21 protein-coding genes are annotated in these 25,346 nt (G+C 29.0%); 14 read left to right on the top strand and 7 right to left on the bottom strand.

What is annotated here, in order from left to right; all coding sequences use genetic code 11:
* Positions 1-35: 35 nt before the first annotated feature.
* Positions 36-710: a 16S rRNA (cytidine(1402)-2'-O)-methyltransferase gene (gene rsmI, locus RSC72_RS07400; RefSeq protein ID WP_332543749.1), complete on the top strand. Its 675-nt coding sequence runs from the start codon at positions 36-38 to the stop codon at positions 708-710.
* On the opposite strand, the gene recJ is transcribed toward rsmI, so the two are convergent.
* The 3 genes from recJ to RSC72_RS07385 are packed head-to-tail and all read right to left on the bottom strand — an operon-like array spanning position 707 to position 3,889.
* Positions 707-2,407 carry a single-stranded-DNA-specific exonuclease RecJ gene (gene recJ, locus RSC72_RS07395; RefSeq protein ID WP_332543748.1) on the bottom strand — a complete coding sequence of 567 codons (1,701 nt, stop codon included), beginning with the start codon at positions 2,405-2,407 and terminating at the stop codon, positions 707-709. The two genes, rsmI and recJ, sit on opposite strands and share 4 nt — an antisense overlap.
* A gap of 50 nt (positions 2,408-2,457) precedes the next feature.
* On the bottom strand, positions 2,458-3,207 hold the full coding sequence (locus RSC72_RS07390; RefSeq protein WP_332543747.1) for a uroporphyrinogen-III synthase: 750 nt from the start codon (positions 3,205-3,207) through the stop codon (positions 2,458-2,460).
* 7 nt (positions 3,208-3,214) lie between these two features.
* Positions 3,215-3,889 (bottom strand): DUF4271 domain-containing protein, encoded by a 675-nt coding sequence (locus RSC72_RS07385; RefSeq protein WP_332543746.1) that lies wholly within the window; start codon positions 3,887-3,889, stop codon positions 3,215-3,217.
* Positions 3,890-3,955: 66 nt separating this feature from the next.
* Between RSC72_RS07385 and RSC72_RS07380 the strand changes: the two genes are divergently transcribed.
* Both RSC72_RS07380 and RSC72_RS07375 read left to right on the top strand, forming a co-directional pair.
* Complete coding sequence (locus tag RSC72_RS07380) at positions 3,956-4,678, top strand: polyprenol monophosphomannose synthase (RefSeq protein ID WP_332543745.1); 723 nt, start codon at positions 3,956-3,958, stop codon at positions 4,676-4,678.
* Positions 4,675-5,067, top strand: a complete 393-nt coding sequence (locus RSC72_RS07375) for a DUF4296 domain-containing protein (protein WP_332543744.1) — start codon at positions 4,675-4,677, stop codon at positions 5,065-5,067. Before RSC72_RS07380 ends, RSC72_RS07375 begins: the two co-directional genes overlap by 4 nt.
* 434 nt (positions 5,068-5,501) lie before the next feature.
* Here the strand turns inward: RSC72_RS07375 and RSC72_RS07370 are convergent, their stop codons facing one another.
* The 3 genes from RSC72_RS07370 to RSC72_RS07360 are packed head-to-tail and all read right to left on the bottom strand — an operon-like array spanning position 5,502 to position 7,436.
* On the bottom strand, positions 5,502-6,116 hold the full coding sequence (locus RSC72_RS07370; protein WP_332543743.1) for a hypothetical protein: 615 nt from the start codon (positions 6,114-6,116) through the stop codon (positions 5,502-5,504).
* The gene (locus tag RSC72_RS07365; RefSeq protein WP_332543742.1) at positions 6,116-6,766 is read right to left on the bottom strand and encodes a hypothetical protein; all 651 of its coding nucleotides are present in this window, start codon (positions 6,764-6,766) and stop codon (positions 6,116-6,118) included. Before RSC72_RS07365 ends, RSC72_RS07370 begins: the two co-directional genes overlap by 1 nt.
* 4 nt (positions 6,767-6,770) lie before the next feature.
* Positions 6,771-7,436: a hypothetical protein gene (locus RSC72_RS07360; RefSeq protein WP_332543741.1), complete on the bottom strand. Its 666-nt coding sequence runs from the start codon at positions 7,434-7,436 to the stop codon at positions 6,771-6,773.
* Positions 7,437-7,961: 525 nt separating this feature from the next.
* Here RSC72_RS07360 and RSC72_RS07355 point away from each other — a divergent pair.
* From RSC72_RS07355 to RSC72_RS07310, 10 genes are all read left to right on the top strand, one after another.
* The gene (locus RSC72_RS07355) at positions 7,962-9,296 is read left to right on the top strand and encodes a tyrosine-type recombinase/integrase (RefSeq protein WP_092906503.1); all 1,335 of its coding nucleotides are present in this window, start codon (positions 7,962-7,964) and stop codon (positions 9,294-9,296) included.
* Between the two features lie 330 nt (positions 9,297-9,626).
* Positions 9,627-12,518: an SNF2-related protein gene (locus RSC72_RS07350; RefSeq protein ID WP_291096183.1), complete on the top strand. Its 2,892-nt coding sequence runs from the start codon at positions 9,627-9,629 to the stop codon at positions 12,516-12,518.
* Between the two features lies 1 nt (position 12,519).
* Positions 12,520-14,181 (top strand): RNA-binding domain-containing protein, encoded by a 1,662-nt coding sequence (locus tag RSC72_RS07345; protein ID WP_291096182.1) that lies wholly within the window; start codon positions 12,520-12,522, stop codon positions 14,179-14,181.
* A 539-nt stretch (positions 14,182-14,720) separates the two neighbouring features.
* Positions 14,721-15,872 carry a site-specific DNA-methyltransferase gene (locus RSC72_RS07340; protein WP_332543737.1) on the top strand — a complete coding sequence of 384 codons (1,152 nt, stop codon included), beginning with the start codon at positions 14,721-14,723 and terminating at the stop codon, positions 15,870-15,872.
* On the top strand, positions 15,873-16,502 hold the full coding sequence (locus tag RSC72_RS07335; RefSeq protein ID WP_332543736.1) for a hypothetical protein: 630 nt from the start codon (positions 15,873-15,875) through the stop codon (positions 16,500-16,502).
* 2 nt (positions 16,503-16,504) lie between these two features.
* Positions 16,505-19,195 carry a DEAD/DEAH box helicase gene (locus RSC72_RS07330; RefSeq protein WP_332543735.1) on the top strand — a complete coding sequence of 897 codons (2,691 nt, stop codon included), beginning with the start codon at positions 16,505-16,507 and terminating at the stop codon, positions 19,193-19,195.
* A 3-nt stretch (positions 19,196-19,198) separates the two neighbouring features.
* Complete coding sequence (locus tag RSC72_RS07325; protein WP_332543734.1) at positions 19,199-20,155, top strand: hypothetical protein; 957 nt, start codon at positions 19,199-19,201, stop codon at positions 20,153-20,155.
* A gap of 99 nt (positions 20,156-20,254) precedes the next feature.
* On the top strand, positions 20,255-20,530 hold the full coding sequence (locus RSC72_RS07320) for a helix-turn-helix domain-containing protein (RefSeq protein WP_092906493.1): 276 nt from the start codon (positions 20,255-20,257) through the stop codon (positions 20,528-20,530).
* 132 nt (positions 20,531-20,662) lie between these two features.
* Positions 20,663-22,120: a hypothetical protein gene (locus RSC72_RS07315; RefSeq protein ID WP_332543733.1), complete on the top strand. Its 1,458-nt coding sequence runs from the start codon at positions 20,663-20,665 to the stop codon at positions 22,118-22,120.
* A 45-nt stretch (positions 22,121-22,165) separates the two neighbouring features.
* Positions 22,166-23,557 carry a hypothetical protein gene (locus tag RSC72_RS07310; protein WP_332565860.1) on the top strand — a complete coding sequence of 464 codons (1,392 nt, stop codon included), beginning with the start codon at positions 22,166-22,168 and terminating at the stop codon, positions 23,555-23,557.
* Positions 23,558-23,663: 106 nt separating this feature from the next.
* On the opposite strand, the gene RSC72_RS07305 is transcribed toward RSC72_RS07310, so the two are convergent.
* The gene (locus tag RSC72_RS07305; RefSeq protein WP_332565859.1) at positions 23,664-24,305 is read right to left on the bottom strand and encodes a porin family protein; all 642 of its coding nucleotides are present in this window, start codon (positions 24,303-24,305) and stop codon (positions 23,664-23,666) included.
* Positions 24,306-24,761: 456 nt separating this feature from the next.
* Between RSC72_RS07305 and RSC72_RS07300 the strand changes: the two genes are divergently transcribed.
* Positions 24,762-25,316 (top strand): hypothetical protein, encoded by a 555-nt coding sequence (locus RSC72_RS07300; RefSeq protein ID WP_332565858.1) that lies wholly within the window; start codon positions 24,762-24,764, stop codon positions 25,314-25,316.
* The last annotated feature ends 30 nt before the right edge of the window (positions 25,317-25,346 follow it).

Genomic DNA, 25,346 nt, shown 5'->3' with positions numbered 1-25,346 from the left:
TTTTATCTCAAAACAATTCTTCTTAACTTTACCACATGAGTGGAAAATTATATTTGGTACCTACGCCAATCGGAAATTTAGGAGATATGACATTTAGAGCGGTTGATGTGCTAAAAGAATCAGATGTGATTTTGGCAGAAGACACGCGAAATAGTGGTATTTTACTGAAACATTTCGAGATTTCTACTCCAATGCGCAGTTATCACATGCACAACGAGCATCAAGCAACAGAAGATATTATTCGTCAATTAAGAGAAGGTCAAATTATATCAATCATTACAGATGCCGGAACGCCTGGAATTTCTGACCCTGGCTATTTATTAGCAAAAGAATGTGTTGCAAATAATATTGTGATAGAATGTTTGCCTGGTGCAACTGCTTTTGTGCCTGCATTAGTCGTTTCTGGATTACCAAATAACGAATTTACATTTGTTGGATTTTTACCTGTAAAAAAGGGAAGAAAATCTAAATTAGATTCATTAGTAGAAGAAAAGAAAACAATGATTTTCTACGAATCTCCACACAAAATTGGACGAACATTGAAAGATTTAGCCGAAGCTTTTGGAGCTGAAAGACGTGGAAGTTTATCACGCGAAATCTCGAAAAAATTTGAAGAAACATTACGTGGAACTTTGACTGAATTAGCCGAAATAGCCGAAAAAAGAAATTTAAAAGGTGAAATGGTTTTGGTGGTAGAAGGAAATCATTAATCCGTAAAACGAATATCCTTAATATTCAATTGCCACGTTCCTTTTCCTTGCCAATAATTCATCCCGATTGTATAAACCATTTCGAAAATTTGTCCTTTCTCTAATTGAGGACCAAATTTTCCAAGTTTAAAACCTATTGCAGGAAATGTAACACGTGTATCATTTTGATGCACAAACAAACGTGCATGCTCTTTACCAACCAAACGAAAATCTGTTGCGACTAAATTTCTCGATATAAAAACAGGCGTCATATTTTCTGGTCCAAAAGGCGCCATTCTCATCACAGATTCTAAAAAAGAACGCGTCATATCGTTAAAAGAAATCTCTTTATCAATCTCTATAAAAGGTGTAAAATGTTGTCCATTCGACATTTCTTTTACGGTTTGCTCGAAGTTAATTTTAAATTGTTCAAAATTTTCTTCTTTCATTGCCAAACCTGCGGCAGCCATGTGTCCACCGAACTGAGTCAGCAAATTTGCATTTTTTTCTATCGCCGTATGTATATCAAATTCTTGAATAGATCTTGCCGAACCGACAATTTCTCCTTCGTGATTTTTTGTAAAAACAAGTGTTGGTTTATAATATAAATCGACCAAACGAGATGCAACAATTCCTATAACTCCTTTGTTCCAAGTTGGATCATAAACAATTGTTGAAAAATCTCCAGAAACATCAATTTTATTTAATTGATTTAAAGCACTTTCTGTAATATCAATATCGATTAATTTACGCTCATTATTCAATAAATTTATATCACTCAAATAACGTTTACAATCTTCCTCATTTGTACTCAACATAAAACGAACTGCTTCAGAGCCATGTTTTATGCGTCCTGCAGCATTAATTTTTGGAGCAATAGAAAAAACTACATTCGAGATATTGACATTATTCTTGATATTGGTCGGAATTAAGTGTTGAAAAGCCAAACGTGGCTCAGAATTTAATCGTTTCAAACCTTCAAAAGCTAACACACGATTTTCACCCGTAATTGGAACAATATCTGCTGCAATACTTACGGCTACTAAATCTAAAAATGGTAAAATATTTTCTTTGGGAAGATTAAATTTCTCGATATAAGCTTGTACCAATTTAAAACCAACACCACAACCGCTTAATTCCTTGTACGGATATCGGCAACCTTTTTGTTTGGGGTCTAAAACTGCGTATGCTTTGGGAATTGATTTATCTGGTAAATGGTGGTCGCAAATAATATAATCTATTCCCTTAGAGTTTGCATAATCTATTTGTTTATGCGCTCTAATTCCACAATCTAATGCAATAACAAGCGTTATATTATTTTCAGCTGCAAAATCTATACTTTGAATAGAAATTCCGTAACCTTCTGCATTTCTATCGGGAATATAAAAAGAGACTTTCGAATAGATGGAAGTCAGAAACTCATAAAAAAGTGTTACTGCAGTCGTTCCATCTACATCGTAGTCTCCAAATATTAAGATATTTTCTTGGTCATCAATTGCATTTTTAATACGAGAAACGGCATCTGCCATTCCTTTCATCAAAAAAGGGTCATGTAAATCGGCTAAAGATGGATTGAAAAATGATTTTGCTTGATCATAATTTCCAATTCCTCGTTGGGTTAATAAAATAGCAAGCGCCTCAGAAATGTCAAGAGATTGTTGTAATCTACTAATTATTTCATTTGAGGGTTGTTGTTTTATTTCCCATATTTTTTCCATCTCTACAATTTACATAAAATTTTAATTCGTGAGAAGGCTAAAACAAAATCTTATTTAGATTTGTTCGCTTCTTTTACGTATTTATCTAATGCCATTGTCATCGAAGGAGTTTGAGGTGTTGGCACCTCAATATCTACACGTAATCCCATCTCTTTTGCTTGGTCTACAGTAGATTTTCCGAAAACGGCAATTCGTGTATTTTCTTGTACAAATTTCGGGAAGTTTTCAAATAATGATTTTATTCCAGAAGGTGTAAAAAACACTAAAATATCATACTTAACATCTGATAAATCTGACAAATCGCTAGAAACTGTTCTAAACAATGTTGCTTTTTGCCAATTTAAGTTCAAACTGTCCAAAAGTTTTGGTACATCTGGTTTTAAAACATCTGATGCTGGTAATATAAAATTTTCTTCCTTGTGTTTTTTGAATAACGGAACCATATCAGCAAAAACTTTTTCGCCAATATAAATTTTACGTTTTCTATACACAATATACTTTTGTAAATAAAAAGCGATTGCTTCAGATTCACAAAAATACTTCATTGTGTCTGGCACAGTAAATCTTAATTCTTCTGCTAAACGAAAGAAATGGTCAATTGCATTTCGACTTGTAAAAATAACAGCTGTTGCTTTTGTAAAGTCAATTTTTTGCAATCTTACTTCTTTTGCATCAATGCCGACAACTTGGATAAAAGGTCTAAAATCAATCTTGATTTTATTTCTTTTTTCAATTTCGTAGTAAGGCGAGTTTTCTGCCTGTGGTTTGGGTTGTGATACTAATATCGATTTAACTTTCATAGTAATTTTAGATTACTTTACCTATAATTAAAAGTTTTGCTAAAACCATAATAGGTAAAATTTCTAGGGTGCAAAGGTACAAAATATTATAATACCAAATTGATTTATTGTCACTAATTTGTTTGGTGTAAATATGATAAATTTCCCATATTCTATTCATAAACAACAAAATAAACCCTACAATTAATAAATATTCTTTATTAAGAGTCGTGTAAAAGAATAGAAAACAAATAACTAGTAAAAGCAAAACATTTTTTGCATTTACAAAACTTGAACTTTTCATAAAATACGAAACTGAGCTTGATTCGTAAAAAACACGGTAAAAAGTAACCTCTATCAGCAACCTAAAAAGCATTATTATACTGATGATACTAAACGTAATACCAACACGAGAAAGATAACTAAATCTAAAATTATCAAAATGATTATAAGAGATGTTAAAATACGAAACCAAGAGAATACTGATTAACAAAACCGTAACTCCATTTACAATAAAACTGAATAAAGTTGTATTGTCGTCCGTAAAACTCATGTATTCCGTTTTATTATTAAGTGTCTTAAAATTCTTTGCAAACAAGTATTTTGCAGCGCACACCAATAACAAACATACAGTCAGTATGATAAGTACAATATCATTACCAAGTGTATTTTTTCCTATCGAAATTAAGTCGTCTGTTTTCATAATTTTTTCAAAAATACAAAAGACTAACAATCTTATAACTATCTTTATGCCCACAAAACAAAAATTATGTCGGACAAATTAGTCATCATCCCGACCTATAACGAAAAAGAGAATATCGAAGCCATTATACGCGCCGCTTTATCTGTAGATGAAGCGTTTGATGTTTTGATTGTTGATGATAGTTCTCCTGATGGAACAAATGATATTGTAAAACGTTTGATTCCTGAATTTAACGGCCGTTTACATTTAGAAGTTCGTACAACAAAGGATGGTTTAGGCCGAGCTTATGTGCATGGTTTCAAATGGGCTTTGGCGAATAATTTTGAATATATATTTGAAATGGATGCCGATTTTTCTCACAATCCAAAAGATTTACCACGATTATATCAAGCATTGTTTGATGGGGCAGATTTAGCAATTGGCTCTCGTTATTCTAACGGAGTTAATGTCGTAAACTGGCCAATGAATCGCGTTTTAATGTCATATTTTGCATCTAAATACGTTAGGATTATTACAAATTTACCTGTACATGATGCGACAGCTGGTTTTGTAGGTTATCGTGCAAATGTATTATCGACATTAGATTTAGATAAAATTCAGTTTAAAGGTTATGGTTTTCAGATTGAAATGAAATACAAAACGTGGATAAAAAAGTTTAAATTGAAAGAGGTTCCAATTATTTTTACAGATAGAACTTTGGGCGAATCAAAAATTAGTTCAGATATAATTGGTGAAGCTGTTTTTGGCGTTATATCTTTACGTTTAAGAAATATGTTTGGTAAATTATGAAAAAACTCGTTCTAATTTTCGTTCTACTTGTAGGTTTTTATAGTTGTACTTCTAAAAACTACGATAAACCAAAGAACTTGATAAGTAAATCTGAAATGATTGATATTATGACTGATTTGTACATCAGTCAACAAGGTTTATCTATGTTTCCTACTCAAAATGAAGATCAAAATTTGAATTTTGCAAAGGATGCTGTTGATATTATGAAAGCTTATGATATTACGTTTCATACTTTTGAGGAAAGTTATAAGTATTACGCAATGAATCCAGAAAAATTTAAAAAAATGTTGGATGAAGTAAAGGTGAAATTAGAAGATCAATACTCCAAAGAAGAAAAAGAGCGTCAAAAAAATCAGACAAATAATCTCGAAGATCTTAAAAAAGAATAAAAGTTCAATCTCAAAAAGATTGGACTTTTTTATTATTTATCACATCAAATCTATAAACCCAAATAGCATATACTTAATTTTCTCATTAACAAAATGTTACTTTCAATAAAAATAAAAAATATATTTCAAAAATTCATTTATATTTGCTTAAATATAAATCCCTACTTATGCATTCGAGGAAAATAAGTAAAACAAAAAAGGTTGGATTTGGTTCGAAAACCATTAATATCAAAGATATTATTATTGTTTCTATTGTGATTGTAATTGTAGCATTAATCATACTACGTTTTATCAATCGCTAAACCAAATTCTTTTGTACTTATTTAAAAAAAATTAAACTTATCTCATTTTGCATTTGTAATAACTACCTCTGAGTAGTGTATAGTTAAAATAGTTACAAAAAAGTCTTCAATAAATATTGAAGACTTTTTTATTTAGAATTTTTCACAAACAATAGAATAACTATTTGTTGTAGTTGTCATTTTTCGTGCTAAAAAAATCACGCGATACAAATTATTATCTCCTGGATAGCTTATATTGTATTCACTTACTTGATCTAATTTATATTCTCTATCTAAAACAGAAAATGTTTTAGAATTTTTTATCGTTGTATTTCCCTGTGTTACCGCTCTTTGATTAGATTCATATTTTCTAATTCTCATAAAATAAACTGGTGTAGACGCTGCTAAATCTGAAATTGGTGCAATTTCTGGAATTGTTGAGCTAGAAAATCTAAAATTAAATTTACCACATGGTACTATTTTCGTTCCGTCTGGAGTCGTTGCGAAATATAATTCTTTTGTTTCCACAGTAAGATCTGAAATAGCATTTGTAATTTCTATTTTATCGTACTTCTCCACCTCTCCATCTTGATTTACAACAACAATATTGTTATAATTCGCATCTTTATTAACCAGTTTTAATTCTCGAATTCTCAAATCTCCATTCACGTCTAATGCGCGTGTTGGTTGATTTGTATTTATACCAACTTGAGCGTTGAGAAATATTATCGTAAATAAATTAAGGATTAAGGTTATATATATTTTCATTATTCTTCTGTTTTATAAAATCGTTCGCAGATTAAACTATAGTTAGATTTTGTATTATCATTTTTCAATTGTGAAGCTGTAATTCTGTACATATCGCCATCTCCAGGTATAATAAAATGATAGTTTACAAAAGCGCCTTGTCTTAGAGTAAAATTTGTATCAATATTTTTATATGTACTCCAATCTGTTGTTGTAAAATTTAAGTTAAGATTAGAATAACTATATCCTGTAGTGGTTGATGAACTTATTGCTCCCCATCTTTTACCACCATATACAAATGAAATTGCAGATGCTGGTTGATCATTAAGTTTCATGAAAATTTTAGAATTTTCTAATCGAAAACTTAATTTTCCACATTCTACAATTCGTGTATTATCAGTCGTTGTAGCATTATAAATATTTTTTACAATCTGAACTTGCTTTGTTGCATCTTCTATTATTGCAGGAATACTTACTTTATCTATATTATTATTATCATCAGCTGCCAAAACATACTTATGATCTGTAGAATTTGTTTTGTTTTCTAAATTTGTAACACGTAAATTTCCATTAATATCAAGTAATCTTGTTGGAGTTTCCGTACCAATTCCCACTTGCGCAAACATAAGAGTAGAAATAGTTAAAACTATTGAGGTAATGTATTTTTTCATTTTTCTAAAATTTTTCACAAACAGTTACAAAGTCATTTGTTGCTGGAGTAGTTTGTTGTAATCTATAAAATGTTAGTCGGTATAAATCAGACTCTCCAGGGTATAATAAATACAAAACATTAAGTTCTGAATTCGCTATATTGGCTCCAAAAGTTGGTAAATCTGTAAATTTATTCGTTGTTGATGTAAATGTTTTTCCTGTAGAAGGCACCTGAAACTGATACCCATTTTCATTATAATTTTGTTCTAATGTTATATAAACCGTCACATCACTAGCTGGCGTAGATTTCAATCTATATTGGATATTTATATTAGAACCGCTATTTCTAAAAGCAAAGTCAAACTTTCCACAAGACACAAATTTACTATCATCGGCTTTCCCTGAAGTTGTACTATATATGTTATTTAAGACTTGTTTATCTGCTGTAAACTCATCTTTAACGGGCTGTAAATCTTGCTTATTAATATAATCAATATTACCATCCGGATTTACAACAAGAATCTTATTATAACTTGGTGTTTGCGATTTATCAGCAAGTTCTCTAACACGTAGATTACCTTCGACATCTAAGGTTCGTTTCGGATTATCGGTATTAATACCGACTTGAGCTGACAATATTCCTGAAAAGAATACAAAACAGCTTAATAAAATAAAATTATTCTTCATCATCATTTAATATTTCCTTAAGTCTTTATACATAAAGAACCAAAAATTCATATAACAATAGTTAAGAATTCGAACAATCGAACAGATTGCTCACACAGTAAGTAAATTTTAGTAGTAGGTTAATACGTAAGAAATTACTCTCTAAATATTAACATGGCAAAATTAAATAAACAAAATGTTATTTAATCCTAAAAAGACGTTAAGCTATTCATAATTAAAATCCTATGCTTGCATAGATAAAATATTAAGTAATAACAGTAATGAGAAAGTATATAAAAACAAAAAAGCTTTAATCGTTATGATTAAAGCTTTTAATGAGGTTCCTAGCGGATTATAAGTATGCAATATGATAATTTGTTATATTGTATTGAATTCATTAAATCTTAATTAAATGCAATGAATATCAAAGTTTAATGACTTTTTCAACATTGCACATAATTGTTTCTAATTTCATTTGATTTCAATTTAGTCGGACTAATGTCGGACTCGATCTCTTACTTATAAATTAGTAATCAAAAAATAACAATTATGGCTAAAGTAAGATTTGTAGTAAAAGGATCTCAAGAAATCGTACAATTAATCATTCGAGTATCAATCTCAAGACAAAATGATTTTCAGAAAGGATCTAAAATATTCATTCCAAAAAAATATTGGAATTTTGAAGAAAAGAGACTTTACGATAAAAAAGATAAATCTTCATTTAAGAATGATGCGGATTTTATCACAACAATCAATAACTCCAATAGGCTTTTATCTTCGATTGAAAATTTCGTTTTTAATAATTTGTCAAATCCGGAATTCATTACCTCATCATTAATAGAAGATGAAATACTTAAATTTCATGGACTCCCTACATCTCATGAAACATTAATTAAAGAAAAAGAGATCGAAAGGAAAAAAGAAATTGAAAATAACAATAAACTATTATTATATATTCATAATTACAATAATATTAGAGCTAATGATTATTCTATTGAAAACTCAACAAAACAAAAATATAAATATCTTGAAAGTGTAATATCCAATTATCAAGAATACATAAATAGAGAAATTAACATCCTCGACTGTAGTAAAGAATTCTTTTTAAACTTAGAAACTTTCTTATTTGATTACAAAATGTTAATGAAATCAACAATTAGACGAATATTAAAGAATCTTAAAACCATTATATATGATGCACGAAATAACGGACTTGATGTTAATCCTAGTATAAATTTTCCTATTCAAAGAATAAAAGAAGGTGATGTAGTATATCTCAACTTTAAAGAACTGGATCAAATAAGAGATTTTACAACTGATGATAAAATATTAACCTTAACAAGAGATTGGTTGCTCATTGGATGTTATACCGGACAAAGAATTAGTGACTTTATGAGGTTTACTACTGATTGTATTAGAAAATATTTAGACAATAATGGTAATGAATATAGTATAATAGAAATAACTCAAGTCAAGACTAAAAAAAGGGTTGCTATACCTATTCATCCAATTGTAAATGAAATAATTATTAAATATAATGGATTCCCTCCATTATTCAGTTCAAAATACTCTTCTAATGCAACAATATTCAATCAACACCTTAAAATTCTATTAGAACAAATAGGTATAAATAGATTAGTATTTGCAAAAGAATTTGATGAAAATGATAAACGAAATTACATGAAAGTGATTCCGTTATATAAAGCTGCTTCATCCCATATATGTAGACGATCATTTGCTAGTAATTACTATGCACACCCAAACTTTCCAACACCATTATTAATGAGTATTACCGGACATCAATATGAAAACACTTTTTTACAATATATAGGAAAGAATGATATTAGTAATGCATTGCAAGTAGCAAAAATATTCAACGATTAATATAAATGCGTCATTAACGATATAATGACGCATTATTTTTATTTGAATTTAGTGATGCATAATCAAATCTAAATTTCTTACTCTATATTTAGTTATTCCAATCACATTAAGTTTTTTGCCTGAAATTCTTCAATACTATAAATTATTCCCTGGTACATTTGATTTTTTTGATATTATATATTGTTTTATTGCATTAATGTTTAATCACTTGATATATAAAAAACTTAAATCAGAGGATCAAAATTTACATAAAACAAAATCAATAAAGCTTAAAGAAAACAAAATTTAAAATACAACTATTTGTATCTTTACAATCTTAGATATAAATACATGATTTCAACTAACTTCCATGCAAAGTATTTTGCACATGATTTAACGCGACGATTACCATCAGATAGTGTAGGGAAATTCGTAGCTTCATTACAAGATGCTCAAGTTGATTTAAATCCTCATCAAGTTGATGCGGCTTTATTTGCTTTCCAATCTCCTTTATCAAAAGGTGCAATATTAGCTGATGAAGTTGGTCTAGGAAAAACAATTGAAGCCGGAATCATATTATCACAAAAGTGGGCTGAACGAAAAAGAAAATTATTAATTATTTCTCCATCGAATTTACGCAAACAATGGAATCAAGAACTTCTAGACAAATTTTTCTTACCATCTACAATTCTTGAATCTAAATCTTTTAACGATGAAATAAAAAAAGGTAATTTGAATCCTTTCAACCAAGAGGATCAAATCATCATTTGTTCCTATCAGTTTGCTAAAACTAAAGATGCATACATCAAACAAACAAAATGGGACTTAGTTATTATTGATGAAGCACACCGACTTCGTAACGTATACAAACCAGCAAATAAAACAGCAAACGCTATTAAGGAGGCTTTACACCCGTATAAAAAAGTATTATTAACAGCAACACCACTTCAGAATTCTATATTAGAATTGTTTGGTTTAGTTTCAATTATTGATGATTATGTTTTTGGAGATTTAAAAAGCTTTAAAGAGCAGTACTCACGTAATCTGGATGAAGATTATCTTGAGGATTTAAGAAATCGTATTCAACCTGTTTGTCATCGTACATTACGCAAACAAGTATTGGAGTACATAAACTACACGAATAGAATACCAATTTGTGAAGAGTTCTTTCCTACACCAGAAGAAGAAGATTTATATGATCTAGTTTCTGAATATTTACAGAGACCAAAACTTTATGCACTACCGAATAGTCAACGTCAATTAATGACATTAATACTTCGTAAACTACTTGCATCCTCATCATATGCTATTTTCGGAACATTAAACACATTAGTTAATCGACTTGAAAGTATTTTAATTAAAGAATTGAATTCTGATTTGTTTGATGAAATTGATGAAGATTACGAATCGACTGATGAATTACAGGACGAATGGGATGACGACAATGATGATGATATTTCGGATGTGGTTTATTCACCTGAAGATTTAGTTAACATCCAGAAGGAATTAGATGAATTAAAGCAATATAGAAACCTAGCTGAAAAAATTCAAAAAAATTCAAAGGCGGAACACCTTTTTACAGCACTTGATAAAGGATTCAAAGAACTAGAAAATCTTGGTGCAAATAAAAAAGCATTAATATTCACAGAAAGTAGAAGAACTCAAGATTTCTTATATAAAACATTAGAAAAAAGAGGATACAAAGACAAAGTAATATTGTTTAACGGAATGAACAATGATGCTAAGTCAAAAGAAATTTATAAAAATTGGATTCAAAAGAATAAAGGTTCAGATAAAGTCACTGGATCTAAAACAGCTGATATGCGTGCTGCATTAGTAGACTATTTTAAAAACGAAGCTACTATAATGATTGCTACAGAAGCTGCATCTGAAGGAATCAATTTACAATTCTGTTCCTTAATTGTTAATTACGATATGCCTTGGAATCCTCAGCGTATTGAACAACGTATTGGTCGTTGTCATCGTTACGGACAAAAACATGACGTTGTAGTGGTTAACTTTTTAAACAAAAAGAACGAAGCTGACATCCGTGTATATGAATTATTAGAACAAAAATTTCAATTATTTGATGGCGTTTTTGGAGCTTCTGATGAGGTTTTAGGAGCAATTGGTAGTGGCGTTGATTTTGAAAAACGTATTGCAATGATTTACCAAAACTGCCGTAAACCTGAAGAAATAAAAGCTGCTTTTGATGAATTACAAGAAGATTTAAAACCGCAAATTTCTGAAAAAATATTAGAAGCTAAAACTACTTTACTAGAGAATTTTGACGGAGAAGTTAGTGCAAAACTAAAAGCTAATTTATTAGAAACTACTGATTCATTATCAAAATTTGAGGAAAAATTATGGAAACTAACCAATTTTGTTTTAGTTGATAATGCTACATTCAATGATAATTTTTCATTCGAACTAAAGAAAAATCCTTTTAATGACATTAATATCAATAAAGGGAAATATATTTTACTGAGAACAGATGATAAAGGAAAAAAGAATGAAGTTCCGGAACATACTAATATTTACAGAATTGGTCATCCATTAGCGCAACAAATTATTCAAGAAGCTTCTATATTAGAAACTCCAACTCAAAAAATATCATTTAATCTTTCTAGTTCAAAATCTAAAATTAGTTACTTAGAACAGTTTATAGATGAAGAAGGTTGGATGAAAATTGTTAAACTTGAAATTGATTCTTTTGAAAAAGAAGATTACATCATTGCTTCAGCTATTTTAGATGATGGAACAGTATTAGAATCTGATATGGCTCTAAAATTATTCTCATTGGACGGAACTGAAGAAGGAGGAGTTTCACTTGATCCTGAATTTGCACAAAAACTTGAAGAAATTCACTTTGCCAATTGTCAAGAAATCATCAGTACTAACGCAATGAAAAATAATGATTTTTTTGATGAAGAAATGGATAAACTTGATCAATGGGCAGATGATATGAAACTTAGTTTAGATAAAGAGGTAAAAGACTTAGATGCCGAAATAAAACTACGTAAAGCTGAGGCTAAAAAAATCTTGAATTTAGATGAAAAAGTGAAAGCTCAAAGAACGATTAAAGAGCTTGAAAATAAGAGATCTGAAAAGCGTAGACGTTTATATTTAGCACAAGATGAGGTAGATGAAAAGAAAGAAAACCTACTTTCTGAAACAGAAAAACGTTTAGAACAAAATATAACTGAAACGGAATTGTTTGCAATTCGTTTTAAAATTCTTTAATATGACAAACGAAGAATTAATAACATTAGTTAATGAATTGCTCCAACAAGGCAAAGAATTAGAATGGCTTGAATTTAAGCAAGGTGATGCAACAGATGCACAACGCTTGGGTAGATACATTTCTGGGCTAGCCAACGCTGCTAATTATAATAATGTGCCTTTTGGTTATTTAGTCTTTGGTATTAAAGATGAAACTTTGGATATTGTAGGTACAAACTATAATTACATCAATAAAAAAGAGAAAGGAAGTGACTTAGATTTTTACATTCGTAGAAACCTTAGTCCTTCGGTACATTTTCAGCATTTTGTTTGTGATTATGATGGTAATAAAATAGAAATATTTAAAATATCTGCTGCTCAAAATATCCCTGTTTCTTTTGAAAATGAAGCCTATATAAGAGTAGCTTCTAGTCTTACTGAATTAAAAAAATATCCAGATCGTATGAGAGCAATTTTAAATTCTCATATTGATTGGTCAGCAGAAATCGTACCTAATGCCACTTTAGAAGATTTAGATACTTACGCTATTCAAAAAGCAAGAGATATTTATAAAGAAAAAAACAAAAACAAGTCTTTTTATAAGGAAATAGACAATTGGACTAATGAAGTATTTCTCGATAAACTTAAAGTAACCATTAACGGTAAGGTCACTAATACAGCCTTAATATTATTGGGTAAATCAGAAGCATCACATTTATTGTCTCCTAAAGTAGCTCAAATCACTTGGAAATTAGATACCGAAGAAAAAGCATACGAGCATTTTTCTATGCCACTGTTTCTAGCAGTAAATGAGGTATTAGCTAAGATCAGAAATGTCAACTATAAGTTTTTTCCAACCAATCAATTAATTTCTATTGAAGTACCTAAATACGATAACGAAAGTATTTTAGAAGCTTTAAACAATTGTATTGCACATCAAGATTATAGTTTAAATTCTAGAATTATAGTTACTGAAAAAATAAACAAATTGATATTTGAAAATGCAGGTGGTTTTTTTGAAGGAAATGCTGAGGATTATTTTTTAGGTGAGAAAACACCTAAGAATTACCGTAATAAATGGTTGGTAGAAGCTATGGTCAATCTGAATATGATAGATTCAATGGGCTATGGTATTTTCAAAATGCTGAAAAGCCAAAAAGAGCGATATTTTCCATTACCTGATTATAGCAAGTCTAAGGGAAACGAAGTCATTTTAGAAATATATGGTCATTCTATTGACGAAAATTATTCAAAATTGCTGATAGAAAATAAAGATGGATTAGACCTTACACAAGTGATTTTACTGGATCGAATACAGAAAAAAACACCTATTACAGATGCTGCAGCCAAAATGCTGCGCACCAAGGGCTTGATTGACGGCAGAAAACCTAATTATTTTATATCGGCAAAAATTGCAGAATTGACCAACCGAAAAGCCGAATATACCCGAAATAAAGGATTAGATAAAGAAGTGCTTGAGTCATTTGTTTTAAAGCATATTGAGCATCATGGATTTGCTTCAAGATCAGAAATTAATCAATTGTTGATGGATAAACTCCCTGATTATTTGGATGAAAAGCAAAGAAAAAAGAAAATAGACAACCTATTACAGGGCATGAAGGATAGCATTCACAATGTGGGCTCTCGTACGGAATCAAAATGGGTGAAAATTAGGAAAGACTAGGAAAGGTTTAGGAAAGAAAAAAGAGATTTATCAGATAATAATAAAATGCAAATAAATGATTTTCAGCATTTTGCAATAAAATATTTTAGGAAAGCTCAGGAAAGAACTTAGGGTACGATTAGGAAAGGGAAAAGGGGTTTGTTTAACAATTATAAAATACAAATAAATGATTTTCAGTGTTTTAAAAGAGAATATTTCAGGAAAACTCAGGAAAGATAGGAATAGACTTTGGGATACTTAGGTGATGTAAAGCAATGAAAAAGACAATGCATAATAAGGATTATTCTATTGTTAATCAGGGTTCTACAAGAAAGCCTATTTGGGTATTAAGTTTATCTAATGAGTAACCAAAGAATATTTTTAGACAAACTTTTCCAATTTTAGACAAACTTTAGTTGAACTTCGGAAAGATTAGGGATAAACTTAGGGCAATCTAGGGAAGATTAGGGATAAAAAAGCACGAATCCTGTCCATCCTAAAATCTCTAAATCATGTTCAAGACTATTTTAACAACAAAATAAAGATTATAGTAACACACTATGGCTCAAAATAAAAACTTACAAAAATTAGAATTAACGTGGATTGGCAAAGGTGAAGAACCCAAGCTTGAACCTCGTATTTTAATAGAAAACCCAGAATACAGCTATTGGGAAGGAAAAGATAAAGGAAAACCAGCTCCTTGGGGAAACAATAATAGTTATAATCATTCAAAAAATAATCCTGGCAATCCTAGTAATCCTCAAAATCATGTTCCAGACAATATGCTGATACATGGCGACAACCTATTAGCATTAAAAGCCTTAGAACAAGACTATGCAGGTAAGGTTAAATGCATCTATATAGACCCACCATACAATACTGGTAATGCTTTTGAGCATTATGATGATGGTATTGAACATTCTTTGTGGCTAAATTTAATGAAACCTCGTTTAGAGATTCTAAGAACTTTATTAGCCGATGATGGCTCTATTTGGATTTCAATAGATGATGATGAATGCCATTATCTAAAGGTACTATGTGATATGGTTTTTGGAAGGAGAAACTTTGTAATAAATGTAATTTGGGAAAAAAAATCTTCACCACAAAATGATGCAAAATGGATATCTGATAGTCATGATCATATTTTGGTATATGCAAAAAATAAGGATATATGGAGACCAAATAGACTGCCTAGAACAGAAGAACAGAATTCTATATATAAAAACAGTGATGAATTTGACGGTGTAGATAAACATGGAAAAATTTATGGCAGAGGTCCATGGTTTCCAGGAGATATGACAGTTAAAACAGTATCTGAAAAAGCATTATATCCAATTACAACTCCTGCAGGGAATGTAGTTTATCCTGCAAAAGGAAGGGCTTGGGTATATTTCGAAGAAAAATTCAACGATCTACTTAAGGACAATAGAATTACATTCGGTAAAAATGGCAGTAATAAACCTTGTATAAAACGTTTTTTATCAGAAATTGAAGATAAAGGTATTGTGTCGAAATCAGTGTGGCATTATCAGGATGTAGGAGAAAATCGTAATGCAAGACAAGAGACTTTAAAATTCAATGATAAAAATCCATTTTCAACTCCAAAGCCTGAAAGACTAATAGAAAGAGTAATTCACCTTGCATCTAATAAAGGTGATCTAGTCTTAGATTCGTTTTTAGGATCGGGAACTACGGCGGCTGTGGCTCATTAAATGGGGCGTAAATACATTGGTATTGAGTTAGGAGAACACGCTATTACGCATTGTTATCCACGTCTTAAACAAGTGGTAGATGGTGAGCAAGGTGGTATCTCTAAAGCAGTCAATTGGCAAGGTGGCGGTGGCTTCAAGTTTTATACTTTAGCCCCAAGTTTATTAAAGAAAGACAAATTTGGGCAATGGATTATGTCCGATGAGTACAATGCCGATATGTTAGCCGCTGCCATGGCAAAACAAGAAGGTTTTAAATACAACCCAAGCGAAACGCAATTCTGGAAACAAGGAAACTCATCAGAGCAAGATTTTATTTTCACTACCACACAATTTCTTACCGTTCAGCAGTTAGAAGCTATTGCAGAAGATATGCAAGCAGGTGAGAGTTTATTAGTTTGTTGCAAAGCATTTCAAACAGAATGTAAAAACAAGTTTCCAAACATTACCATCAAAAAAATACCGCAGTTGTTATTAGACCGTTGCGAATTCGGTAAAGACGATTATAGTTTAAATATCGTCAACATACCACAAGAAGATAACCAAGAAGACTACGATGTAGAAGAAGAAATTGAAAATGGCGAGGAAGTAGTTGATACAAAGGAAAATAACCAAAAATCATTATTTGATTAACTATGAATCAAAACACTATTAACCAAATAAAACAACGTTTATCGTTGCGTTTACCTTTAGCAGAAGCGTTAGAAGTTACAGCAACCATAGCAGATCATATTCCTCTAAATAAAACGAAAAGAAATACTACTGTTCAGGAAGATTTACAAGTCATAAAAGGCTTGTATCCTTCTTGTACAGATTTTCAGCGTGCATTTCCTTCCATCACCCACAATATAGCTACGGGGGTTGGTAAAACACGTTTAATGGGGGCTATCATTACCTATTTGTATTTAACCAAAGGAGTGAAGAATTTCTTTATTCTAGCACCTAACTTAACCATTTACGAAAAACTAATCAAAGATTTTGGAGATCCAGCATACAGCAAATATGTTTTCAATGGTATATCAGAATTTGTACACAATCGTCCTGTAATTATTACTGGAGATAATTATGCACAGCAAGGGGCTTTGTTCAACGAATCAGAAGTACGTATTAATATTTTTAATATCTCTAAATTCAATTCAGACAACAAAGGTCAGAAAAAAGGTGGTGTAGCATTAGCACCTAAGATGAAACGTTTATCAGAATATCTTGGCGAATCGTATTGGCAACATTTATCATCTTTAGATGATCTAGTCGTATTAATGGACGAAGCACATCGTTACCATGCAGATGCTTCTAAAAAAGCGATTGATGAATTAAATCCTGTATTCGGGATTGAATTAACCGCTACGCCAACTGATGAAAAAGGAAAACCGTTTAAAAACATCGTTTACGAATATACCTTAGCTAAAGCATTAGCAGATGGTTTGTATGTGAAAAATCCTACCATTGCTAAACGTAAAAACTTCGATCCAAAAGGTGAAAGTTCAGAAAAAATAGAGCAAGTGAAGTTAGAAGATGCCATTTCTATTCACCAACAAACCAAAACGGATCTAGAATTATACGCACTAAATAACGATCAAAAAGTCGTAAAACCTTTTGTTTTAGTGGTTTGTAAAGATATTACCCATGCTAAAGCGGTTTATGATTATATCAACTCATCTACTTTTTACGATGGGCAATACATCGGTAAAGTTTTACAAATCGATTCTTCTACTAAAAAAGATGAAGAAATAGAGCAATTATTTGTTTCGTTAGAAAATCCAGAGAACGAGATAGAAATTGTTATTCACGTGAATATGCTCAAAGAAGGTTGGGACGTTTCTAACCTGTACACAATTGTGCCTTTACGTGCTGCAAATGCATCAGTTTTAATTGAGCAAACGATTGGTCGTGGATTGCGTTTGCCTTTTGGTGGTAAGCGTACAGGGGAAGCTAATATAGATAAATTAACGGTAATCGCTCATGATAATTTTGATGCAGTTATTGCTGAAGCTCAAAATCCAGAATCTATTCTTAATAAGATTTCATTTATTGAATTTGATGAAGATGAAGTAAAAGAGAAAACTATTGCTACAACATCTGTATCGAAAGCTGAAAAAGAAATTGAAGAAGAGCAAGCAAAAGTTGATGCGATTGTTGATGTACAAGAAAAACAGACAGCCCAAAATCAAGTTGATGCTAAAAAGGCTATTATTTCTGTTTTACCTACATTAAATAAAATTCCAGAGATAAAGAAAGTTGAAGATTTTGCTAAACCCGAAGCGAAAGCTAAAGTTATTGAGCAGTTAAAAGAGACATTCAATCAAGGACAAGGTAATTTATTTGCTGATGACATTGTAAAGGAAGCTGAAACAATATATGAAACAGTAGTTTCTAATTACAAAAAACAAATTATTGAAATACCTCGTATGGACTTAGTTCAAGGGGATGCTCATGCTTATTTTGAAGATTTTGATTTAGATATTTCCGGATTTCAGCTTAAAGCATTCGATGATGAAATTTTAAGACAAAGTTTATCTGATAAAAAAGATATAGAAACTCTTAGAGCTGTTTCTAGTGGTAATTATGGTAATCCTATCAATAATATCATTGTAGAATTATTAAATTATTCGGATGTAGATTATGATGATAATGCTGAATTATTACATAAGCTAGCAAAACAAGCCTATGGTGCAATAGAAGCTAGTAATTCAGATGAAAAAGATATGAAAAAAGCAGTATTTCAATTTAAGAAAACCATTGCTGATCGTATCTACCTTCAAATGAAAAACCATTTCAAAATTGAATACAGCAACTACGAAAAACCAAACGTATTACCATTTACCAAAATAGAATCACATAATTTTAAGGCATTAGATAATAATGGTTTTAAAGATTATAGAGATACTATCTCACCTGTTAGTTTAGTACCAAAGTATGTATTTACAGGTTTTGAAAAAGCATGTCATTTTGAATACAAGTTTGATTCAAACACAGAAAAAGAATTAGCATTTGTACTTGAGAATGATAGTACAGTAGTAAAATGGTTAAGACCGGCAAGCAATCAATTCCGTATTTATTGGGATAATAACTCTAAACGTTACGAACCGGATTTTGTAGTTGAAACTGAAGATGCAATTTATATGGTTGAACCAAAATCGAAAGATAAAATGCAAGATTCCGATGTATTACAAAAAGCTGATGCAGCAAAAATATATTGTAAATACGCAACAGAAAACAATCTTGAAAACGGAGGAAAACCATGGTATTATGTTTTAATTCCACACGACGAAATTAATAAAACAATAAATTTTGCATACTTACTAAATAAGTTCCTAACAAAATAATCTATGTTTAATAAAGAAGAACTATATAATTTTGAAGACGTAAGTGATCTAGAGCTTAATTACACTTCGAAACTGAATCAATGGCTTATTCAAAATGAAGATTACAACGAACGTAAATTTTTAAAAGAAGCTATTTTATTTAATGAAAAAAGTATTTCACACCTAACAATATTATCTGAATTAGAAGAAGAATACTCAATAAATAATGCTGAAGCAATTTTAAAAAGTTATCAACTATCCGTTAGAAACATTAATAAACCGCTCGATTTTCAAATTAGCAGAAAAGATACTGATTCAACCAAATCTTTAATTTCATATTTATATGAACTATACGGATTAGTAGGCAGATATCTAAAAAAAATAAAGACCGAAGACGCTGCCGTTACTAAAGTTAATATTAAAAATATTTTAAAAGAATACACTAAAGAAATATTTGTCGATTATATTTTAGTAGATGATTATATCAATGAGTTTTTAAATGAAAACTTCTATTTCACAAGCTTTTTAAAAAAATATAATTTAAATAACTGGGAGAATGATATTGAAAAATATAGCTTTTTTGACTTTAATAAATTTCACGAACATTTATATCACAAAAATGAAGTTGTAAAATTTTTAAAGAAAAAATTTAAAACTAAAAAATCATTTAGTAATCTAAAATTCGATTCAAAAGGCGACGGTGATTTTGCTCTAAAGATTTACATGTTAGAAAAAATGGGAATAATTGATCAACTAAAAGTCAATTATCAAATTGAAGACAGTAAAATTGAAGATTTTATAGCTGACTTACTAGGTTGCACTAATAGAACAGTAAGAAAATCATACCTAGTTAAGTCCGTATCTCCTTCATATAAAAGAATAGCTGAATCTTATATCGAAAATCTTAATAGCCTAATGAGAAAAGAGATGGAAGGAACTCCCCGAAAAAAATTAGGTTTATTTCTTAAGAATAAAAAATAAACTACTGTTTAACAATTATTTAAAAAGTGTGGAAAGCGTTTTTAGCTTTCCACATTTTTTTTTGATAAATCTTTGCATCAACAAATTAAGAAAACAGTTATGAACACATTAACACTCTACAATGTAGACGCAGATGATCTTATTATAAAGATCAAAACAATAGTAGAAAAAACTATTAACCAACAAAAAGAGATCTTGACAATGGAAGTTGAATTTCTTACTCGAGAAGAAACTGCAAGAATCTTAAAAATAGATTTAAGCACACTTTATCGTTGGACAACTAAAGGAATAATTTCTCAGTACGGACTGGGTAACAAACGCTATTACTTACGCTCTGAAATCGAACAGAAACTTCTAAGTAATAAATTAAACTAACCTCACTTATATTGGTTTAAACGACCTTTTATTAAACTGAATTTTAATAATTAAAAAAGTATCCAATATCAATAATGATAATCTGGACAGGGCTTCTCATGCCCAAAATGTAACTTTCAAATTTATATATTTATGAGTATTTTAAATGAAAAGTCTTACGTAGTATGTAAGCAAATAGAAAACTTAGAATTTACAGTTGCTAACGTTTTAAAAGAATTTCTTCATCAATTTTCAATAGTTGATCAAGACGATATTCTAATCTCGGCTCGAGATAAAAAACTTATATCAAATTTCATTTGTCTATCCGGATATGTTGAACGTTTTGAGAACGAAAACGACATATTTGAATATGAGAATCTTTCTGAAGATCAATTTAATGAACTATTAAACAGCAATTTAATTGCTAGTAATGCATATTCAGAAATAATAGAAACTCTGAATATTGATTTTAATTTATTTAAAGAACTATTGAACTCCGCTTTAGATTTATTTGTAATAGATAAACATGAAGATGTTTTTATTGGCAGTAGTCATTATTTAGCTCAATTTATGGTGAACAATTATCATAACATGAACTTTAATGATAAAATTTCTTTAAAAAATGATAAATCATTGTATGGTTTTAAAATTCTTAAACGTAATCTACCACTTGTCACAAAAGTAAATAGCTTAATTATTAATAGTCATTTAAATGGAATTTTTGAATTAATTGACTATGCTTTAAAAAACTTAAAGAAAACATCGAATTTTGATCAGTTTTATCAAGAGTATTGTGAAGACAATAATCTGAAGTTTATTATAAAATATATTTTTAAGGATATCGAATTAAAAGGATTAGATAATCGAAAAATAAGATTCTTTATCAATAAATTTAAAAAGGCAGCAAAAAATTATCTGGTGAATAAAACTTATGAAATTGACTATTTAATAAATTATTATGATTACGTATTAATAACTGAACTTGAAAAATACAAAATATTAAAAACAACGATAACTGATATAAATAGGATTGAAATAAGTCATCCGGAATATGTTCATTATTCATTTTTAAAAAGATTTATACAGGTTTATGGATTTTCAAAGACCATTATTACTGAAGACAATCCAATTTATCAAGTTATTCAAAAAACATATCAATATTACTTGATAAATAAAAGTGAACTATCATTTCAGGATTATAACGAAATCATTTCAGAAATTGGAATAAAACTAAATCAAGAAAGAAATGATTTAAATAAAATTGATTTTAATTATGATAAAAAAACATTTGAAATAATTGATTTATTAGTGAGTGAAAATCCGGAATTCACTATAACAAACAGTAATGGAAAAAAAGAATATTATTGTTCTACACATAATTTATTTTGGGCAGAGGTAATACCATTTATTATTGATGATCTAAAGAATGATGAATACTTATGGTTTGTTTTCAATAATCTTAATAAAGCGAATCTTGAATACGTAGTAAGTCATGACGTCAATTATAAAATACTTTTTAGAGATTATTTGAATCATGAAACTCAATTTATCAAAGATGAAAACATTGAAAAGGTATTAACAATAATTGATCAGATAAAAAAACTAAACTAGATTATTTAAAGGCTCCATTTGGAGCCTTTTTTAAAAAAATTAAATATGAAAAAGATTTTTATACCCAATAAAATCGATATCGAAAAAATAATAATTGCATCTAACAATCAATTTCTAAATAGCATAACTGGAAAATTAGAAAAGTACGATTTCGATATAAAAAAGCTAAGAATTGAATCTATTTATTATATTTTATATCTAATATTCTATTCAACAATTCATCGATTAAATGTTAAAAATCAAGAAGAAAAAAATAAATATGTAAATACCAATCAATTTATATTTAACGATGTGTATATTGATTTACCATCAACTTTATTACAATCTATTGATCGTGATTATCATAAGATCATGAAATTTCTTACTAATCAACATTTGAATTATGATAATTTATTATTTAGAAATGAATATAAAAATGGAAAATCATTTAGTTATTCTATGAACTATACTTATATTAATTCCGGATATAAAATTATTGATCTTTCAAGATTATCAATCATTAATAATATAAAAAAAAACTGCACAATATCGATCAAAGGGAAAATAATTGACAAGAAACTAAAAAAACTAAAAAATGATTTTCTAACTAAGTTCGATATCAATTTTGATAAACTTTCAAATAAATTAATGAGTCAAAATATTATTTCAGAATACTCATCACTAATATCTCTATTTGATTATCACAACGGAAAAAGATGGATGAGCTTAAATGATAAAACTGACGGTAGACTTCATACAAATTTCACTAATTTATCTTCACAATACAGAAAATTAATTACGAATAAATCTGAGGAAAATCTGGTTGAATTAGATATTGGCAGTTGTATTCCCTATTTATTTATTATCAGCTTAATGTATAATACTAAATTAAAAAATCTAATTATTGAAAATGATAATTTAGTATTATATCAAGAGATTTTTGAAGATAATATTAATTATTATACCAAAAATGAAATTATCGAACCATTAATTACAGAATTAAAACATGTTTATGTGGATATTCTTGATAATAATTTTTATAAACGCTTTACTACTGGCAGTGATTTAAAAAAAAGCGATATACTCAGTCTTTTCTTTTGTGAAATAGGAACTAAACCGAAAGTAGAACAAAAATTAAAAGAATTATATCCACATATTCATTATATACTAAATCAATTAAAAAATAATCAAACATGGATAAAAAAATATGGTTATCCACCATATGAAAATTGTAACAAGGTTTTAGCACATTATCTATTCCATATAGAAGCTTCAATTATGTTATTTAAGTTAATTGACAATATAAAAAAATACAATAAAAATATAGAAATAATAACTATACACGATTGTGTTATGATTTCAGAGAAATATTTAGATGAAGTAAAATTAATCATGGAAAATACATTTAAAGAACATATAGGTTTCCCTCCTAAATTAAAAGTAAAAATATTAGATTAACTATTACCATATTATGTTAGTAAAAACAGCTTAAACACTTATAAACAGTGATTTTAAAAAGTATAAAACCCTTTAGTAATTTATTTTTTTACTAAAGGGTTTGCTATTAAAACATATAAGCTACCGAAACTTTAAAATTGCTATTTTTTAATGTTCCTGTTACATCATAATCTTCTTCATTCTTAGATTTATTATAAGTATCAATTAATCCAAAATCATAGCCGATAGATAATTGATAATTATTTTTATATTCAACACCTGCTTTAAAACCTAAACCTAAGTCAAATCTTTTTAAACCAGAATCATCAGAAAAAGTGTCATACTTTGTATTTACATAGCTATCATAATACCAATCCGATTCTGCTACTTCCATCTTACCTCCAATTCCATAAGCGAAATAAGTACCCACACTACCTCTTAAATCCAAATCAGGATTAATATTATAAACATATCCAATATGAATTGGAACTTCAATATAATTAGCATTAATTTTATTTGAACCTAAATCACCAAAATCCATTTTAGCTCCTTTTGCAGAATATAGTACTGAACCTTCAATAAAGACATTTTCCGTAATAGATTTTTCCGCTTTTAATCCTAAATGAAATGAAGCTTTAGAATCAAAATTTGTCATGTTACTCAAATTTAAACCTCCAGTAACACCAAACCTTAAATCCTCTAAACTTTGTGCATTTACATTACTTAAAGCGAATGGTAATAAAAGACTTAAAATAAATATTTTTCTCATAATGTATATAGATAAATTTTATACAAATGTAGTTATTTTTTTTACTTTTAAGTATTATTGTTATTATGCTTTTTTTAATAATTATCAATACGTTACATTCAGAATATTATTAATGATTATATATTATTAATAAACGATATTAATTAAGCCAAAATAACATCCATTATTTTCTACTCATTAATTATACATACAATAATTCATTATTTATCAATGTTTTAAAATGATCAATTTAGAAAAAGAATAATTTTTTATAAAATCTGATTAATCCACTTGATTTTGATACATCTAAGATTTCAGAATCCGGAAAATTTTAAAAAATTTTTGAAGCAACATGCAGTGCCTTTATACGTTTAGAGGGAGGGAGGGCTATATAAGCGGATACGGAGGGAGGGGGTAAATATTTAAATTTTTCTAACCAATTAAAATTTCATATAGTTATGCTAAAATTATGAAAAATTGAAAAATAACATTTACCTTTATAATATATTGTTAAATAAAAAAATTATGTTTAATAAGTTTATAGTTGTTTTTATAATACTCTTAATTCTAATTCCAGTAATGATTATTGGTTTAACAAAACCTAAATCTAATTTTAATACCACAAAAAATTCTACTATTGAAAATGTTTATGATAGTGCAGAAATTAATAAACAAGTTTCAAAAAAAATAACAGTTTGTAGCATCTGTCACAAAACATTTACACATAATGGTTATAAAGAAATATCCGATGGAGTTTGGAGACCTCAATCAGATCCATATACTTCACAGATATGTAGCATAAATTGTGGCAAAAAATATACAAAGAAAGTACATGATTTAATTGATAAAGTTGAAGACAAATATAATAATGGAATAGATACACATTCTAATCAAGAATATCAAAGAGGAAATGATGGGAGAATTTACGAAACCAAAAAATGCAGTATGTGTTTCGGTAAAGGGTATACTGATTACGTAAATCCGGCTAATGGATATCCTAACGAAAGTTCCAGAGTAAGAAAAGGTATATAATACTTATCTTACAATTATGAAAGGAATAAA

This window comes from Algoriella sp., from assembly GCF_036647415.1.
GTDB lineage: Bacteria > Bacteroidota > Bacteroidia > Flavobacteriales > Weeksellaceae > Empedobacter.
The sequence above is the reverse complement of the archived record's forward strand: the minus strand, read 5'-3'. Positions and strand labels throughout refer to the sequence as shown.

Bases quoted from the DNA above. Each gene is read 5' to 3' on its own strand.
- rsmI (WP_332543749.1), top strand. From the start codon at position 36: ATGAGTGGAAAATTATATTTGGTACCTACGCCAATCGGAAATTTAGGA.
- recJ (WP_332543748.1), bottom strand. From the start codon at position 2,407: ATGGAAAAAATATGGGAAATAAAACAACAACCCTCAAATGAAATAATT.
- RSC72_RS07390 (WP_332543747.1), bottom strand. From the start codon at position 3,207: ATGAAAGTTAAATCGATATTAGTATCACAACCCAAACCACAGGCAGAA.
- RSC72_RS07385 (WP_332543746.1), bottom strand. From the start codon at position 3,889: ATGAAAACAGACGACTTAATTTCGATAGGAAAAAATACACTTGGTAAT.
- RSC72_RS07380 (WP_332543745.1), top strand. From the start codon at position 3,956: ATGTCGGACAAATTAGTCATCATCCCGACCTATAACGAAAAAGAGAAT.
- RSC72_RS07375 (WP_332543744.1), top strand. From the start codon at position 4,675: ATGAAAAAACTCGTTCTAATTTTCGTTCTACTTGTAGGTTTTTATAGT.
- RSC72_RS07370 (WP_332543743.1), bottom strand. From the start codon at position 6,116: ATGAAAATATATATAACCTTAATCCTTAATTTATTTACGATAATATTT.
- RSC72_RS07365 (WP_332543742.1), bottom strand. From the start codon at position 6,766: ATGAAAAAATACATTACCTCAATAGTTTTAACTATTTCTACTCTTATG.
- RSC72_RS07360 (WP_332543741.1), bottom strand. From the start codon at position 7,436: ATGATGAAGAATAATTTTATTTTATTAAGCTGTTTTGTATTCTTTTCA.
- RSC72_RS07355 (WP_092906503.1), top strand. From the start codon at position 7,962: ATGGCTAAAGTAAGATTTGTAGTAAAAGGATCTCAAGAAATCGTACAA.
- RSC72_RS07350 (WP_291096183.1), top strand. From the start codon at position 9,627: ATGATTTCAACTAACTTCCATGCAAAGTATTTTGCACATGATTTAACG.
- RSC72_RS07345 (WP_291096182.1), top strand. From the start codon at position 12,520: ATGACAAACGAAGAATTAATAACATTAGTTAATGAATTGCTCCAACAA.
- RSC72_RS07340 (WP_332543737.1), top strand. From the start codon at position 14,721: ATGGCTCAAAATAAAAACTTACAAAAATTAGAATTAACGTGGATTGGC.
- RSC72_RS07335 (WP_332543736.1), top strand. From the start codon at position 15,873: ATGGGGCGTAAATACATTGGTATTGAGTTAGGAGAACACGCTATTACG.
- RSC72_RS07330 (WP_332543735.1), top strand. From the start codon at position 16,505: ATGAATCAAAACACTATTAACCAAATAAAACAACGTTTATCGTTGCGT.
- RSC72_RS07325 (WP_332543734.1), top strand. From the start codon at position 19,199: ATGTTTAATAAAGAAGAACTATATAATTTTGAAGACGTAAGTGATCTA.
- RSC72_RS07320 (WP_092906493.1), top strand. From the start codon at position 20,255: ATGAACACATTAACACTCTACAATGTAGACGCAGATGATCTTATTATA.
- RSC72_RS07315 (WP_332543733.1), top strand. From the start codon at position 20,663: ATGAGTATTTTAAATGAAAAGTCTTACGTAGTATGTAAGCAAATAGAA.
- RSC72_RS07310 (WP_332565860.1), top strand. From the start codon at position 22,166: ATGAAAAAGATTTTTATACCCAATAAAATCGATATCGAAAAAATAATA.
- RSC72_RS07305 (WP_332565859.1), bottom strand. From the start codon at position 24,305: ATGAGAAAAATATTTATTTTAAGTCTTTTATTACCATTCGCTTTAAGT.